Source organism: Streptomyces sp. NPDC032721, assembly GCF_055579625.1.
The window spans coordinates 86,528-100,817 of record NZ_JBVIMX010000002.1 but is presented as its reverse complement, the minus strand read 5'-3'; the positions used below and the strand labels follow the sequence as shown (position 1 = coordinate 100,817).

General features: G+C 72.5%; 12 protein-coding genes. 4 read left to right on the top strand and 8 right to left on the bottom strand.

Features of this window, described 5'->3' with window-relative positions; all coding sequences use genetic code 11:
• Positions 1-159: 159 nt before the first annotated feature.
• A complete protein-coding gene (locus ACZ5PB_RS06720) occupies positions 160-861 on the bottom strand; it encodes a YqeB family protein (protein WP_468688433.1) in 702 nt (233 codons plus the stop codon).
• Between the two features lie 284 nt (positions 862-1,145).
• Between ACZ5PB_RS06720 and ACZ5PB_RS06715 the strand changes: the two genes are divergently transcribed.
• A complete protein-coding gene (locus ACZ5PB_RS06715; protein WP_468688432.1) occupies positions 1,146-2,336 on the top strand; it encodes a glycosyltransferase in 1,191 nt (396 codons plus the stop codon).
• A 44-nt stretch (positions 2,337-2,380) separates the two neighbouring features.
• Here the strand turns inward: ACZ5PB_RS06715 and ACZ5PB_RS06710 are convergent, their stop codons facing one another.
• The 3 genes from ACZ5PB_RS06710 to ACZ5PB_RS06700 all read right to left on the bottom strand — a co-directional run bounded on the left by ACZ5PB_RS06710 (position 2,381) and on the right by ACZ5PB_RS06700 (position 6,649).
• Positions 2,381-2,851 carry an anthrone oxygenase family protein gene (locus tag ACZ5PB_RS06710; RefSeq protein ID WP_468688431.1) on the bottom strand — a complete coding sequence of 157 codons (471 nt, stop codon included), beginning with the start codon at positions 2,849-2,851 and terminating at the stop codon, positions 2,381-2,383.
• A gap of 88 nt (positions 2,852-2,939) precedes the next feature.
• Positions 2,940-3,839, bottom strand: coding sequence for an ABC transporter permease (locus ACZ5PB_RS06705; RefSeq protein WP_468688429.1), 900 nt, complete (start codon positions 3,837-3,839; stop codon positions 2,940-2,942).
• On the bottom strand, positions 3,836-6,649 hold the full coding sequence (locus ACZ5PB_RS06700) for an alpha/beta fold hydrolase (protein ID WP_468688427.1): 2,814 nt from the start codon (positions 6,647-6,649) through the stop codon (positions 3,836-3,838). The genes ACZ5PB_RS06705 and ACZ5PB_RS06700 overlap by 4 nt, the downstream gene beginning before the upstream one ends.
• A gap of 169 nt (positions 6,650-6,818) precedes the next feature.
• Between ACZ5PB_RS06700 and ACZ5PB_RS06695 the strand changes: the two genes are divergently transcribed.
• From ACZ5PB_RS06695 to ACZ5PB_RS06685, 3 genes are all read left to right on the top strand, one after another.
• Positions 6,819-7,229, top strand: coding sequence for a GNAT family N-acetyltransferase (locus tag ACZ5PB_RS06695; protein ID WP_468688425.1), 411 nt, complete (start codon positions 6,819-6,821; stop codon positions 7,227-7,229).
• A gap of 260 nt (positions 7,230-7,489) precedes the next feature.
• The gene (locus tag ACZ5PB_RS06690; protein ID WP_468688901.1) at positions 7,490-8,302 is read left to right on the top strand and encodes a putative protein N(5)-glutamine methyltransferase; all 813 of its coding nucleotides are present in this window, start codon (positions 7,490-7,492) and stop codon (positions 8,300-8,302) included.
• A gap of 69 nt (positions 8,303-8,371) precedes the next feature.
• Positions 8,372-9,043, top strand: a complete 672-nt coding sequence (locus ACZ5PB_RS06685; protein ID WP_468688424.1) for a polysaccharide deacetylase family protein — start codon at positions 8,372-8,374, stop codon at positions 9,041-9,043.
• A 167-nt stretch (positions 9,044-9,210) separates the two neighbouring features.
• Here ACZ5PB_RS06685 and ACZ5PB_RS06680 read toward each other — a convergent pair whose 3' ends face one another.
• From ACZ5PB_RS06680 to ACZ5PB_RS06665, 4 genes are all read right to left on the bottom strand, one after another.
• Entirely contained in the window at positions 9,211-10,710 is a 1,500-nt protein-coding gene (locus ACZ5PB_RS06680; RefSeq protein WP_468688422.1) for a CoA-acylating methylmalonate-semialdehyde dehydrogenase, read from the bottom strand.
• A gap of 13 nt (positions 10,711-10,723) precedes the next feature.
• Positions 10,724-12,778 carry a 3D-(3,5/4)-trihydroxycyclohexane-1,2-dione acylhydrolase (decyclizing) gene (gene iolD / locus ACZ5PB_RS06675; protein ID WP_468688420.1) on the bottom strand — a complete coding sequence of 685 codons (2,055 nt, stop codon included), beginning with the start codon at positions 12,776-12,778 and terminating at the stop codon, positions 10,724-10,726.
• A gap of 79 nt (positions 12,779-12,857) precedes the next feature.
• Positions 12,858-13,682 carry a 5-deoxy-glucuronate isomerase gene (gene iolB / locus ACZ5PB_RS06670; RefSeq protein WP_468688418.1) on the bottom strand — a complete coding sequence of 275 codons (825 nt, stop codon included), beginning with the start codon at positions 13,680-13,682 and terminating at the stop codon, positions 12,858-12,860.
• On the bottom strand, positions 13,679-14,290 hold a 612-nt coding region (locus tag ACZ5PB_RS06665), incomplete at its 5' end, for a PfkB family carbohydrate kinase (RefSeq protein WP_468688416.1). The genes iolB and ACZ5PB_RS06665, both read right to left, overlap by 4 nt.

Genomic DNA, 14,290 nt, shown 5'->3' with positions numbered 1-14,290 from the left:
TCGTCCCTTTTTTGGGGGGGGGTTTTTTGGGTGGGGGAGGGGGGGCGAGTAGGGACCCCGCAAGAACAAAAGACTCCCCCCCCCCACGCTGGGGGTGTGCCTTCCGGGGCCCTGTGCGGTTCCGGCCGGGGTGGCTCGGATCGCGCGTCGGACCGTGCGTCAGATCGTGCGGATGTACTGGCGCTTCTTGTCGTCGCGGACCACCACACCCAGTCGGCCCAGTTCGGCGCGCAGTTCGCGGAGCTGTTCGCCGTCCGCGCCCTTCTCCAGGGTGGTGGCGCGGGACTTGAGGAGGGCGTCGGCGCCGGTCGGCAGGCCTGCCATGCCGGAGACCCAGCGGCGGAACTCGGCCCGGTGGGGGTCGGTGTCCGACCAGGCGTAGCCGTGGGCGGTGAGGGCGGCGGAGAGGCGGGCGGGGGTCAGGTCGGTCTTCTCGCGGGCCAGTTCGCGGCCGTCGCGGGCGAGCAGGACGAGCTGCTTGTCCGCCGGGTCCAGGAAGGCCTGCGCGATGTCACGGCCCTGGATCTGCCAGCTCTCGCCCTTGCGGGTGAGGGTGACGTGGTCGGCGGTGACCTCGGCGGCGAGCTCCTCGAAGTTCGAGTAGAGCGCCAGGGCGACGCCGAGCAGGGCGCCCAGGCCGATCAGTGCGAGGGTCAGACCGGGCTCGGGGATGGAGGTCACCAGCTTGGCGGGGCCCTGGAAGGGGGCCCAGTCCAGGGTGATCAGCCACTTCGCCGCGATCTTGAAGAGCCAGCCGACGCCGCCGCCGAGGACCAGGAACGCGGCGGCGGTCAGCACCAGTTCGACGGTCGACTGCCGTACGGCCGAGGGCGCGGTCTGCGCTGCACTCTGCTTCTTCATCTGAATCCGACTCTCCATCACCGTGGGTCACTCCGTCCGTACCGCCTGCGGGGTGGCCGGCTGGGCGGCCATGTCGTACGGGAATCAGCGTGACGGTTCCGTGGTCGGCCGCGCGTCGGCCGAAGGGATACGCGGCGTTGCCGAAAGTCTTGCTTCTCGTCGCAAGCCCCACCCTCCCTCGATAGCGGCCGGGTTTTGGGTAGGTTTCGACGGAATTGTGCTGTGGATCGCGCAGAGGTCCGCCCGCACATCCGTCCGCCATTCGACGTCACGTGGGAACGCACATGGACCTCTTCGTTGTCTCCGGCCGCACCGGCACCCGTTTCGGTCCCGCTCTCCGCTCCCGGCAGTTGGCCAGGCTCTTCACGGACGCGGGGCACGACGTCCACCTGATCGGCATCGCCCCCGAGCAACCCGAGCAACAGGAGGCGGTGCCGGCCGGGCCGCCCGGTGGCGCGGCCGGGCCCCCGTACCGCGTCAGCACCCTGTACGACGAGTCGCCGCCCGCCGCTCCCGCCCCGCCCCGGCACCGGCTCGACCTGCGGGCACAGCGGCTGCGCACGCGGCACGAGCGCGGAATGCGGGCGAAGGCGGACGAGCTGTCCGTGCTGTTCCAGGAGCGGCCGGGCAACCCGGGGAGTCCCGGGGCCGTGGTGGTGGCCGAGGGCTGGGCGATGGAGTGGGTGGCGCTCGCGGACACCTCGGGGCTCTCGGTGGTGGTGCTGAGCCACGAGCCGTACGCGGTGACGAAGGCGGCCAGGCGCTACCAGCGAATGCGCTGGCTCTACCGGCAGCACGCGGACCGGGTGCTCGCGCCGACCCGGGAGGACGCCGACTGGTGGATCCGCAGCTGGCTGAACAACGTGGGGGTGATGCCCAGCCCGCTGTACGGCATCCCCGACCGGCCCTCCCCCCGTACCGGCAAGTGCGTCGTCTCGCTCGGGCGGCTCGACCACGACAAGGGGACCGACATCCTCCTCGACGCGTGGGCGCAGCTCGCCCCGCGCCATCCCGGCTGGCTGCTGCGGGTGTACGGCGAGGCCACCGGCGAGCACGCACGGGCGCGCGAGGACGCGTTGCAGAAGCGGTGTTCGACGATGGGGTCGGCGGCGTCCGTGGAGTGGATGGGGTACGCGGCGGACGTGCCGGGGGCGCTGAGCGAGGCCTCCGTGTTCGTACTGCCGTCGCGGCAGGAAGGGCTGCCGCTGGCTCCGCTGGAGGCGATGGCGGCGGGGCTGCCGTGTGTCGCCTTCGACGTGTCGCCCGGGGTGCGGGAGTACGTCACGGACGGCGAGGACGGGCTGCTCGCGCGCCCCGGCAACGTGGACGAACTGGCCCAGCAGCTGGAGCGCCTGATGGCGGACGGCGAGCTGCGGGACCGGCTCGGGGACGCGGCCAGGCAGAAGGCGCGGCGGTACGCGCCGGGGGTGGTGGCGGAGCGCTGGGAGGGGCTGTTCGCCCTGTTGAGGAGGTGAGGGGCAAGCGCCCGGGCCCCACAGCCCCGGCCCAGGCGCCCGCGCTACACCGTCGCGCTCGCCGTCACCAGCGCGAACGCCGCCACCGCGAAGAGCGTGCGGACCGCGTGCAGCCTGTTCCAGCGGGACTCGAAGGCGGCCCGGGCCTCGGCGTCCGGGGTGCCGGTGCGCTCGGTGGCGGCCAGGGCGGTGTTCAGGGGGACGTTGCCCGCGGAGGTGACGATGTGGTTGAGGAAGGACAGGGCCAGGCCGCCGATCAGGAGCAGGTGCTGGTTGTCCGTACGGCCGCCGTCGGGTTCGACGAACAGGGCGGCGACGGGGAATCCCACCGAGGCGAACATCGTCAGGACGAAGATGCCGCGCGGTACGGCCTCGTTGATCCGGCGCATCACCGGTACGAACTCGGCGTCCGTGACCTTGGCCAGCGCGGGCATGATGCCGGTCAGGAAGATCAGCATCATGCCCGCGTAGAGGCCGGTGGAGACAACTGCCAGTGCGAGCAGAAGAGTTGACATGTCGCACATGATGTACGGAGTCGACCCCGGCCGCAGCTCACTCGCCCCCTTCAGGCCACAAGTCGGCCCAACTGCCCCACCGGTACCGTCACGACACGATGTCCTTGCGCGCGAAGCCCCGGAAGGCCAGCGCGAAGAGGATCAGCGCGTACGTCAGCGAGACCGCCGAGCCCTTGAGCATTCCGCCCCATTCCAGCTGCGGCTGGAGCGCGTCCACCCAGGCGAACTGCCAGTGCGCGGGCAGGAAGTCGCGCCAGTCGCCCAGCGCGGTGACCGCGTCCAGGACGTTGCCGACGATCGTCAGGCCGACCGCGCCGCCGACCGCACCCAGCGGCGCGTCCGTCTTCGTGGAGAGCCAGAAGGCGAGGGCGGCGGTGATGAGTTGGGAGACGAAGAGGTACGCGACCACGAGTGCGAGGCGCGGGGCCGCCGTACCGGCCGGGAGCGCGCCCCCGGTGGGCATCTCCAGCGGTCCCCAGCCGTACGCCGCCGTACCGGCGATCAGTGCGACCAGCGGCAGCAGGACCATCGCCGCCAGGCTGAACGACAGCGCGACCGCCAGCTTGCTCCACAGCAGCCGGGCCCGGGGCACGGGCGCGGCGAGCAGGTAGCGCAGCGAGGACCAGTTGGCCTCGGAGGCGACCGTGTCGCCGCAGAACAGGGCGACCGGGACGACCAGCAGGAAACCGGCGGAGACGAACAGGCAGGTGGCGGCGAAGTTGGCGCCGGACGCGGTGGCCGTGTCCATCAGGTTGATCCGGCCGCTCGCGCTGCCGCCGCGTTCCTCGGGGGTGCCGCCGATGGCGAAGGCGGCGATCAGGACGAACGGCAGCGCGCCCAGGATGATCGCCATGACCATCGTGCGGCGGCGCCGCCACTGCCGTTTGGCCTCCACCAGGAAGGGCAGGGTGCGGCCCGCCCGGTAGCCGGGCGCCGTTTCCAGGGAGCCGGTGGAGGCGGTGGAGGAGGAGGTGGAGGTGGTGCTCACGCGGAGCCTCCGATCAGGGTGAGGAACGCGTCCTCCAGGCGGCGGTGCGGCCCCACACCGGTCAACGGCACGTCCAGGCGCACCAGTTCGGCGATGAGTGCGGTCGAGGTGAGGCCGTCGAGCCGGACCAGGAGTCCGCCCTCGGCCCGTAGCGCGGAGTCGACTCCGGCCAGTGCGCCGACCTTCTCGACGACCGCCTCCGTGACCTCGCCGTCGACGGTGACCAGGAGGGTGTCGCCGGAGCCGATGATCTCGGCGACCGGGCCCGCCTGCACCAGCTTGCCCCGGTCCATGACGACCAGGTCCGTGCAGGACTGCTCGACCTCGGACAGCAGGTGGCTGGAGACGATGACGGTGCGTCCGCCGGCCGCGTACCGGATCATCACGTCGCGCATCTCGCGGATCTGCGGCGGGTCGAGTCCGTTGGTCGGCTCGTCGAGGATGAGGAGGTCCGGCATGCCGAGCATGGCCTGGGCGATGGCCAGGCGCTGGCGCATGCCCTGGGAGTACGTGCGCACGGCGCGCTGGAGTGCGTCGCCGAGCCCGGCGATCTCCAGGGCCTCCTCGATGTGCGCGTCCTCGGCGGGGCGGCCGGTGGCCTGCCAGTACAGGTCGAGGTTGGCGCGGCCGGAGAGGTGCGGGAGGAAGCCCGCGCCCTCGACGAACGCGCCGACCCGGGAGAGCACCGGGGCGCCGGGGCGGATCGCGTGCCCGAAGACCCGGATCTCGCCCTCGTCGGGGGTGATGAGGCCCATCAGCATGCGCAGTGTGGTGGTCTTGCCCGCGCCGTTGGGGCCGAGCAGGCCGAGGACCTGGCCCTTCTCCACGCGGAAGGAGAGGTCGCGGACGGCGTACCGGTCGCCGGACTTGCCGTACCGCTTGCTCAGGTCGGTGATCTGGAGCGGTACGTCGGCGAGCGCCGGGTCCGGGGCCGGTGCGGCGACCCGGCGGCGGGCGCCGAACAGCAGGCCGCCCGCGATCACCAGGCCGGCCAGCGGCAGTGCCCACACCCAGGCGGGCAGCCCGCTGGACGCGGTCGCCAGCTGCGGGTCGGTGGGGACCCGCAGCCCGCCGTCGAGGGTGACGGTGTACGTCGCCGGTTCGGCCGGGGAGGCGTAGCCGAGGTCGGTCGAGGTGAGCAGCAGCCGCATCCGGTGCCCGGCCTGGAACTTGTGGTCGATGGCCGGCAGCTTCAGCTCGACCGTCTTCCCCGCCTTGGCGCCGGTGATCCGGACCGGGGTGACGAGCTGGTGCGGGAGGGTCTGCTGTCCGTTCGCGCTCGCGTCGTAGACCTTGGCGAAGAGGACCATGTCGTCCCGGTCGGACTTCACCTTGACCTTGACGGTCGGCGAGCCGGTGACCTGGACGCCGGTGGTCAGCGGTGCGGATTCGTAACGGGCGTACTGGCCGGGGAAGTCGAGCGAGAGCCCGACGCCGAGCCCGGAGAACTGGGAGAGCGCGCCGCCGATGCCGGGGACCCCGGAGATGGCGGGCGGGTTGGCACCGGCCGGGTTGACGAAGGTCTGCTCGGCGGTGCGGCGGGCGGGGGCGGAGCCGGGGGCGGCGGAGGCAGCGGACCTGGTCTGCGGACCGGCGTCCTGTGCGCCACCTTGTGGAGCGCCACCTTCCGGTGCGCCCGCCGGGGCGGAGGCGCCGTCCTGGCCCGGGAAGAGGCCGCCTGCCGGTCCCGCGCCGGGGCCGCCGCCCGTGAGGGGGACGTCCTTGAGGTCGTTGCGCAGTCCGGGGTAGCGGTCCGCGTCGGCGCCGCGCAGCTGGGCGCTGCCGTTGGTGGAGTCGACGCCTCCGGTACGGGTGACGCGGAAGGCGGGGCCGGTGCCGGCGGACTTGTCGTCCTTGAGGTACTTGTCGAACCAGTTCGCGATCCGGCCCTCGACGCGGGCGTCCTCCATGTCGCCGCCGTCGTGGCCGCCGGCGATCCAGTCGACCGCGACCGGTGCGCCGTTGGCGCTGATCGCCTTCGCCATGGCGTCCGCGTGGCTCAGCGGGAACAGCGAGTCGCTCTGCCCCTGGACGATCAGCGCGGGCACCTTGATGCGGTCCGCGACCGCCGAAGGGCTGAGCGCTTCGAGGGTCTTGCGGGCCGCGTCGTCGGGCTTCCCGGCGACTGCCACCCGCTCGTACAGCGCGCACAGCTCCGGTTCGAAGCGGGCGCAGCCGCCGCCGGTGGTGACGAAGATGCCCGCCCACAGTTTCTTGAAGACACCGTCGGGGAAGAGCGCGTCGGCCAGGTTCCAGTAGGTGATGGCGGGCGCGATGGCGTCGACGCGCTTGTCGTACCCGGCGGCGAGCAGCGAGATCGCGCCGCCGTACGAGCCGCCGGTGACGCCGACGCGCGGGTCGCCGTCCTTGTCCAGCTGTACGTCGTCGCGGGCGGCCAGCCAGTCGAGCAGCCGGGACACGTCCTTGACCTCGGCGTCCGGGTCGTTGAGCCCGATCTTCCCGCCGGACCTGCCGAAGCCCCTGGCGGACCAGGTCAGCACGGCGTAGCCCTGGCGGGCCAGTTTCTCGGCCTGGGCGCGGACGTCGTTCTTGCTGCCGCCGAAGCCGTGGCCGATGAGGACGGCGGGCCTGCGCTGCTTCGTACCGTCGGTGAAGAAGGAGGTGTCGATGCGTGCGCCCGGCATCGGGAGCACCTGGTCGGACCTGTGCACGGGGACCGGGTCGTCCGCGGCGGCGGCGACACCTGCCCAGACACCTCCGCCCACCAGCACGGCGAGCGCCGCGGTCACGGCGGCGAGCCGGCGGCCGCGCAGGCGTGCGCCCGGCCGTCGGCGAAGGGGATTCTCCATACTCCCGACCCTAAGCGGCCGTTCGCCGCGCCTAGGATGCCGCCAGGCGGAACCGGCGGGCCTCCCCGGGGAGTACGGGTCCGCGCCGCCGTACCGCAGTCGGTGTACGTCCCGCTGTACGTCCCGTTGTACGTCCCGTTCCCGGACGCCTCATGGAAGGGCCCGTCGCATGGAGATCCGCCGCGCCACCACCACCGCCGAACTCCTCGCCGCCCAGCACCTCTACGACGGCCCCGCCCGCGAGGAGTGGGCCGCCCGCTTCCTGGCCGCGCCCGGCCATCTGATGCTGATCGCGTACGTGGACGGGTTCGCCGCCGGGATGGTCTCGGGCATCGAGATGCTGCACCCGGACAAGGGCGTGGAGATGTGCCTGTACGAGCTGTCGGTCGACGAGGGCCACCGGCGGCGCGGCCTCGGGCGCGCGCTGACCCTGGCGCTGGCCGACGAGGCGCGGGCGCGCGGCTGTTACGACATGTGGGTCGGGGTGGACACGGACAACGAGGCGGCGCTCGCGACGTACGCGGCGGCCGGGGCGAAGCCGGACGGCGTGTTCGCGATGCTCACCTGGGACTTCGCGTAACGGCCCCTGTACAGGCCCTGACCTGCGCGGTAGGGTCTCGTCGTGTTGCCCGCCGTCCGTGCGGGCCCGGACCGAGGAGGTGAGACCCATTACCGCTGTCGCAGGTTGGGTGCTCTCGCCTCACGGTCGTTCGACTCTGTTGTAGTCGTCACGGATCCGTCAGAGCGCCCTCGGTCGTACCGAAAGGCTCTCCGATGTCGATATCCCTGGCTTCCCCCGCTGTTTCTTCCGTTTCCGCTGCTTCCTCTGCCCGCTCCGTGATGTCCACCTCCGCGGTGGTCGGCCGGCTCCGTACCGCAGGCTGTGTGTTCGCCGAGGACGAGGCGGAGTTGCTGTTCGCCACCGCTCGTACGCCCGAGGAGCTGGACGCCATGGTGCGTCGGCGGGTCGAAGGGCTGCCGCTGGAACACGTGCTGGGCTGGGCGGAGTTCTGCGGGCGGCGCATCTCGGTGGATGCCGGGGTGTTCGTGCCCCGGCCGCGCACCGAGTTCCTGGCCGGGCACGCCCTGAGACTGGCGGCGGCCCGCCGGTCCGGTGCGGTGGTGCTCGATCTGTGCTGCGGGTCGGGTGCGGTGGCCGCGGTGCTCGGGGCCGAGCTGCCGGGCATCGAGCTGTACGCCGCCGACGTGGAGCCCGCCGCCGTGGCCTGTGCGCGGCGGAACGTCACCGCGGTGGGCGGGAAGGTGTTCGAGGGCGATCTGTACGCGCCGCTGCCGCGTGCGCTGCGCGGCCGTGTCGACGTACTGGTGGCGAACGCCCCGTACGTACCCACGGACGACATCGCGCTGCTGCCGTCCGAGGCGCGCGACCACGAGCCGCATGTCGCGCTGGACGGCGGTGCGGACGGTCTGGACGTCCAGCGGCGGGTGACGGCGGAGGCCACCCGGTGGCTGGCACCCAACGGCCACCTGCTGATCGAGACCAGCGAGCGGCAGGCGCCCCGGACGGCGCGGGCGATGGTGCGCGGCGGGCTGCGGGCGCGGATCGTGGAGGACGAGGAGACGGGGGCGACCGTGGTCATCGGGACGTACGCCGTCTGCGCCGCCACCCGCACGGCGTCAGCAGTACGTTGACGCGCTGACCGGGTGACCTGCGGTGGGCGCCGCGTTTGTGGGGGTGCCCTCCGCTGGTACCGGTGTGCGGTGAACAGACGCTTGCGTTCCCTGATCGCCGCCGTCGCGCTGATCGCCGCGACCCTGCTGAGCGGGGCGGCGGGCAGTTCCGCCGACGTCCCGGTGGACTGCCGGGCCGAGAAGTGCGTGGCGCTGGCCTTCGACGGCGGTCCCGGGCCGCACACCGCCGCGCTGCTGGACGTACTGGCGGACGAGGCGGTGCCCGCGACGTTCTTCGTGACGGGGCGGGTGCCGGTCTTCGCCCACCCGGATCTGCTGCTGCGGATGGTGGCGGAGGGGCACGAGGTGGGCAACGGCACCTGGACCCGGCCCCGGCTGACCGACGTACCGGCCCGGGAGGTACGCAGACAGCTCGCGCAGACCCAGCGGGTCATCACCCAGGTGACGGGCCGCAGGCCGACGCTGGTGCGCCCGCCGCACGGCGTGTCGAACGGTGAAGTGGCAGCGGTCTGCCGGGAGTTGGGCCTCACCCAGATCCTCGGCGGGGTGCGCGCCGCAGGCCATGGCGCCACTGGCGCGCAGGCGGTGCGTGACCGGGTGCTCGACGGGGTGGTGCCGGGCGGCACCGTACTGCTCGACGACAGCAATCCGGCGGTGGTCGAGGCACTCCCGGCCGTCATGGAGGCCCTGCGCGACCTGGAGTACGTACCGGTGACGGCCACCGCACTGCGCCACCCATGACGCGCCACCCATGACACATGTCCTACGGAGGTCAGGAAGAGGGACGGCGGAAAGGACGGCGGCCCGTACCGGACCCGGTGAGGTGGGTTCGGTACGGGCCGCTGTCGGTGCCCCACCGGTGAGGGTGGGTGGGGCGGGGTGGACCGGCGGGGCAGCCGGTCGGGGGATCAGTGGTTGCGGGGGAAGCCGAGGTCGACGCCGGAGGGGGCGTCGGCCGGGTCGGGCCAGCGGGTCGTGGTGACCTTGCCGCGGGTGTAGAAGTGGATGCCGTCGTTGCCGTAGATGTGGTGGTCGCCGAAGAGGCTGTCCTTCCAGCCACCGAAGGAGTGGTAGCCGACCGGGACCGGGATCGGCACGTTGACGCCGACCATGCCGGCCTCGATCTCCAGCTGGAAGCGGCGGGCGGCGCCGCCGTCGCGGGTGAAGATCGCGGTGCCGTTGCCGAAGGGCGAGGCGTTCATGAGGGCGACGCCCTCTTCGTAGGTGTCAACGCGCAGGACGCAGAGCACCGGGCCGAAGATCTCGTCGCGGTAGGCGTCGGAGTCGGTCGGCACGTGGTCGAGGAGGGAGAGGCCGATCCAGTGGCCGTTCTCGAAGCCCTCGACGGTGTAGCCGGTGCCGTCGAGGACGACCTTGGAGCCCTGGGCGGCGGCGCCCGTGACGTACGAGGCGACCTTGTCGCGGTGGGCGGCGGTGATCAGCGGGCCCATCTCGGACGTCGGGTCGTTGCCGGGGCCGATCTTGATCTTCCGGGCGCGCTCGACGATCTTCGAGACGAGCTCGTCGCCGATGGAGCCGACGGCCACGACGGCCGAGATCGCCATGCAGCGCTCGCCGGCCGAACCGTACGCCGCCGAGACGGCCGCGTCGGCCGCCGCGTCGAGGTCGGCGTCCGGGAGGACCAGCATGTGGTTCTTGGCGCCGCCGAGTGCCTGGACGCGCTTGCCGTGGGCGGAGGCGGTGGCGTGGATGTGGCGGGCGATCGGGGTCGAGCCGACGAAGGAGACGGCGGCGACGTCCGGGTGCTCCAGGAGGCGGTCGACGGCGACCTTGTCACCGTGCAGGACGTTGAGGACGCCGTCCGGCAGTCCGGCCTCGGTGGCGAGCTGGGCGAGGAGCAGGGACGCGGAGGGGTCCTTCTCGGAGGGCTTCAGTACGAAGGTGTTGCCGCAGGCGACGGCGATCGGGAACATCCACATCGGCACCATGGCCGGGAAGTTGAACGGCGTGATGCCGGCCACGACGCCGATCGACTGGCGGATCGAGGAGACGTCCACCCGGTTGGAGACCTGGGTGGAGAGCTCGCCCTTGAGCTGCGTGGTGATGCCGCAGGCCAGCTCGACGATCTCCAGGCCGCGGGCCACCTCGCCGAGCGCGTCCGAGTGCACCTTGCCGTGCTCGGCGGTGATCAGGGCGGCGATCTCGTCACGGTGGGCGTCCAGCAGGGCGCGGTAGCGGAAGAGGATCGCGGTGCGCGCGGAGAGGGAGGAGGTGCCCCAGCTCGCGTAGGCGGCCTTCGCGGAGGCGACGGCCGCGTCGACCTCCTCGACGGAGGCGAGCGCGACCCGGGTGTCCGGCGAGCCGGTGGCCGGGTCGGTGACCGGGCCCCAGTTGCCCGACGCACCCTCGACGGTCTTGCCACCGATCCAGTGGTTGACGGTCTTCATGTACTGCACTCCTTCAGAGGTGGTGGCGTCGGGCTGCGACGTGCCGGTCGTACTCTTCGCGTGCCGAGGCCGCCGACGGGCGGGTCGCGGTCTCGGCCACGGGAACATCCCACCACGCGTCCGCCGCCGGGGCCCCCGACACTGTGTCTGCCGTTTCGGTCTCGACGTAGACACATGTGGGAACGGTGCTCCGGCGGGCCTCGGCGAGGGCTTCCCGCAGGTCACCGATGGTGCGGGCGCGGATCGTACGCATTCCGAGGGAGGCCGCGTTGGCTGCCGGGTCCACGGGCAGCGGCTCCCCGGTGTACGTGCCGTCCTCGCTCCTGAAGCGGTACGCCGTCCCGAAGCGCTCGCCGCCGACGGCCTCGGAGAGACCGCCGATGGAGGCATACCCGTGGTTGTCGAGGATCACCACCTTGATGGGCAGACGCTCCTGTACGGCGGTGACGATTTCGGTCGGGTTCATGAGGTACGTCCCGTCGCCGACCAGCGCCCAGACGGGCCGTCCCGGGGCGCCGAGCTGGACGCCGATGGCGGCCGGGATCTCGTAACCCATGCAGGAGTACCCGTATTCGACGTGGTACTGGTCGCGGGAGCGGGTCCGCCAGAGCTTGTGGAGGTCGCCGGGGAGGGAGCCGGCGGCGTTGATCAGGATGTCCTCGTGGGTGACCAATGTGTCGAGTACGCCGAGGACTTGGGCCTGGGTGGGGACGGCCTTGTCGTCGGGGGCGGCGTAGGCGGCGGTCACGGTCCGCTCCCAGCGCTCCTTCGCCGCACGGCATTCGTCCCGGTAGGCCGCTGCCACGCGGAATCCGGCGGGGTGCTCGCCGTCGGCGGTGCGCTCCCGGAGCGCCGCACCGAGGGCCGCGAGCCCGGCGGCGGCATCCCCGACGAGACTCAGCCCGGCCATCTTGTGGGCGTCGAAGGCGGCGACGTTGAGGTTGACGAAGCGGACACCGGGGTGCTGGAAGAGGGTGGCGGACGCGGTGGTGAAGTCGGTCCAGCGGGTGCCGACGCCGATCACCAGGTCGGCGGTGCGGGCGAGGTGGTTGGCGGCGGCGGTGCCGGTGTGGCCGATGCCGCCGACGTCGGCCGGATGGTCGTACGGGAGGGACCCCTTGCCCGCCTGGGTGGCGGCGACGGGGATGCCAGTGCTGTCGGCGAGGCGGGTGAGCGCGGATTCGGCACGGCTGTGGTGGACGCCACCGCCTGCGACGAGGAGCGGCCTGCGGGCGGCCCGGATCGCCTGTACGGCGTCGAACAGGTCGCGCTGGTCCGGCTCTTGCTGCCGTACCCGCCACACCCGGTCCGCGAAGAACTCCTCCGGCCAGTCGTACGCCTCCGCCTGTACGTCCTGGGGCAGGGCGAGGGTGACCGCCCCCGTGTCCACCGGGTCGGTGAGCACCCGCATCGCCGCGAGGGCGGCGGGGATCAGGGCCTCGGGCCGGGTGATCCGGTCGAAGTACTTCGAGACCGGGCGCAGGCAGTCGTTCACCGACACGTCCCCGGCGTAGGGGACTTCGAGCTGCTGGAGGACGGGGTCGGCGGGGCGGGCGGCGAAGGTGTCGCCCGGGAGGAGGAGGACCGGGAGGCGGTTGACGGTGGCGAGGGCGGCGCCGGTGACGAGGTTGGTGGCGCCGGGGCCGATGGAGGTGGTGACGGCGTGCGTGGAGAGGCGGTTCCGCTGGCGGGCGTAGGCGACGGCGGCATGCACCATGGCCTGCTCGTTGCGGCCCTGGAGGAAGGGCATGGCGTGGGGGCGGGGGCCGTGGGGCTGGTCGGTGTGGCTCTCCCCGGCCCGGATCTCCGCTTCGGTGAACTTCCGGCCAGGGAAATGGGATTCAGCGGACTCGAATTCGGCGAGCTGCTGGGCGGGCGGGACGTGGCCGCCGCCATCCTGGAGCTCGGTCAGGGCCTGGCCGATTCCCGCGACGTTGCCGTGGCCGAAGATGCCCCAGGTGGCGGTGATGAGGCGGTGGCGCAGGCCCCGGTGTTCGCTGAACTGGTGGGTGAGGAAGGTCAGGAGGGCCTGGGCGGTGGTGAGACGGCGGGTGCGGGAGGTGGGCATGGGGCCTCCGGGGGTCGAGGGGTGACGGGGCTGCGGGCGGCCGGGCTTCCGGGCGGCTCGGCGGCCGGGCTGCCGGGTGTCACGTGTAGCCGTCGCCGTGGTCCGGGTGGAAGCGGATGTTCCACTCCCGGTCGGGGCCCGGGCCCGCCATCACGTTGAGGTAGTACATGGCGTGGTCCGGCGGGGCGATCGACGGGCCGTGCCAGCCGTCGGGGACCAGGACCGTGTCGCCGGAGCGGACCTCGGCGAGGAGGTCCGCGCCGCCCGTGCGGGAGGGCGAGATCCGTTGGTAGCCGGCGGCGGACGCGTCCTCGAACTCGTAGTGGTAGATCTCCTCCAGCGCCGATTCCCGCCCCGGCAGGTACTCGTCGTGCTTGTGCGGCGGGTACGAGGACCAGTTGCCCCCGGGGGTCACCACCTCCACCGCGATCAGCCGGTCGCACGCGAAGACGTCCGCCGCCGCGAAGTTCCGCACCTCGCGGGCCGTCGTCCCGCTCCCCCGCCGCTCCACGGGGACCTCGGACGCGCCGCCGCGGCGGGCCGTCAGCCGGCGCCCGCAGCTGGCTCCGGCGAGGGCGAACCGGCCGCCCTCCCCGGAGGCGATCTGGGCGTGCGCGCCGCGCGGCAGGTAGCAGAAGTCGCTCGCGCCCGCGAACACCCCTTTCCTGCCCAGCAGTTCGAAGATCTCCCCGTCGACCAGCACGCTGCACGATCCGGCCAGCGGCAGCACGATCCACTCGTACTCCCCGGTGGCCAGGTGGTGCGAGCCCCCGGCCCTGAGCTCCAGCACGCGCAGTGCGGTGTACCGCCAGTCCTCGCTTCCCGGCAGGCCGGGGCCGATGTCCACGGCGTAGGGACCCGTGTGCGGGCTCCGCGCCGGTACGTGGAGACGCGTGTCGTTCACGATGCCCCGTCCTCCCTGAGAAGGTCCTCGATCTCGTCCTCGTACGGCATCGCCGACGAGCACTCCAGCCGCCCGGCCACGAGGGCCCCGGCCGCGTTCGCCCGCCGGATCACCCGCTCCAGCGGCCACCCGGCGAGCAGTCCCTGGCACAGCGCCCCGCCGAACGCGTCGCCCGCCCCGAGCCCGTTCAGCACCTTCACCGGCAGCGGCGGCACCTCGGCGACCGTGCCGTCCCGGTGCACGGCCAGTACGCCCGCGGGGCCCTGTTTGACCACCGCCAGCTCGACCCCGCCCGCCAGCAACTTCCGCGCGGCGGCGCCCGGTTCACGCAACCCGGTGGCGATCTCGCACTCGTCGATGTTGCCGACCGCCACCGTCGCGTGGCTCAGCGCCCGGGCGTAGTACCGCCCGGGATCCTCGTCCCCCTCCCAGAACACCGGCCGCCAGTCCAGGTCCAGCACGGTGTGCGCGGTGCGCGACCTGGCCGCGAGTGCCGCCAGGGTCGCGTCCCGGCTGGGGTGTGTGCACAACCCCGTTTCGATCGCCCAAAAAAAACCGGCCACACGGATCCCGTCCAGGTCCAATTTCTCGATCCAGACCTCCAAGTC

Coding starts and splice junctions, on each gene's coding strand:
- ACZ5PB_RS06700 (WP_468688427.1), bottom strand. CDS start 6,649: ATGGAGAATCCCCTTCGCCGACGGCCGGGCGCACGCCTGCGCGGCCGC.
- ACZ5PB_RS06680 (WP_468688422.1), bottom strand. CDS start 10,710: ATGAAGACCGTCAACCACTGGATCGGTGGCAAGACCGTCGAGGGTGCG.
- ACZ5PB_RS06695 (WP_468688425.1), top strand. CDS start 6,819: ATGGAGATCCGCCGCGCCACCACCACCGCCGAACTCCTCGCCGCCCAG.
- ACZ5PB_RS06710 (WP_468688431.1), bottom strand. CDS start 2,851: ATGTCAACTCTTCTGCTCGCACTGGCAGTTGTCTCCACCGGCCTCTAC.
- ACZ5PB_RS06720 (WP_468688433.1), bottom strand. CDS start 861: ATGAAGAAGCAGAGTGCAGCGCAGACCGCGCCCTCGGCCGTACGGCAG.
- ACZ5PB_RS06715 (WP_468688432.1), top strand. CDS start 1,146: ATGGACCTCTTCGTTGTCTCCGGCCGCACCGGCACCCGTTTCGGTCCC.
- ACZ5PB_RS06690 (WP_468688901.1), top strand. CDS start 7,490: ATGTCCACCTCCGCGGTGGTCGGCCGGCTCCGTACCGCAGGCTGTGTG.
- iolD (WP_468688420.1), bottom strand. CDS start 12,778: ATGCCCACCTCCCGCACCCGCCGTCTCACCACCGCCCAGGCCCTCCTG.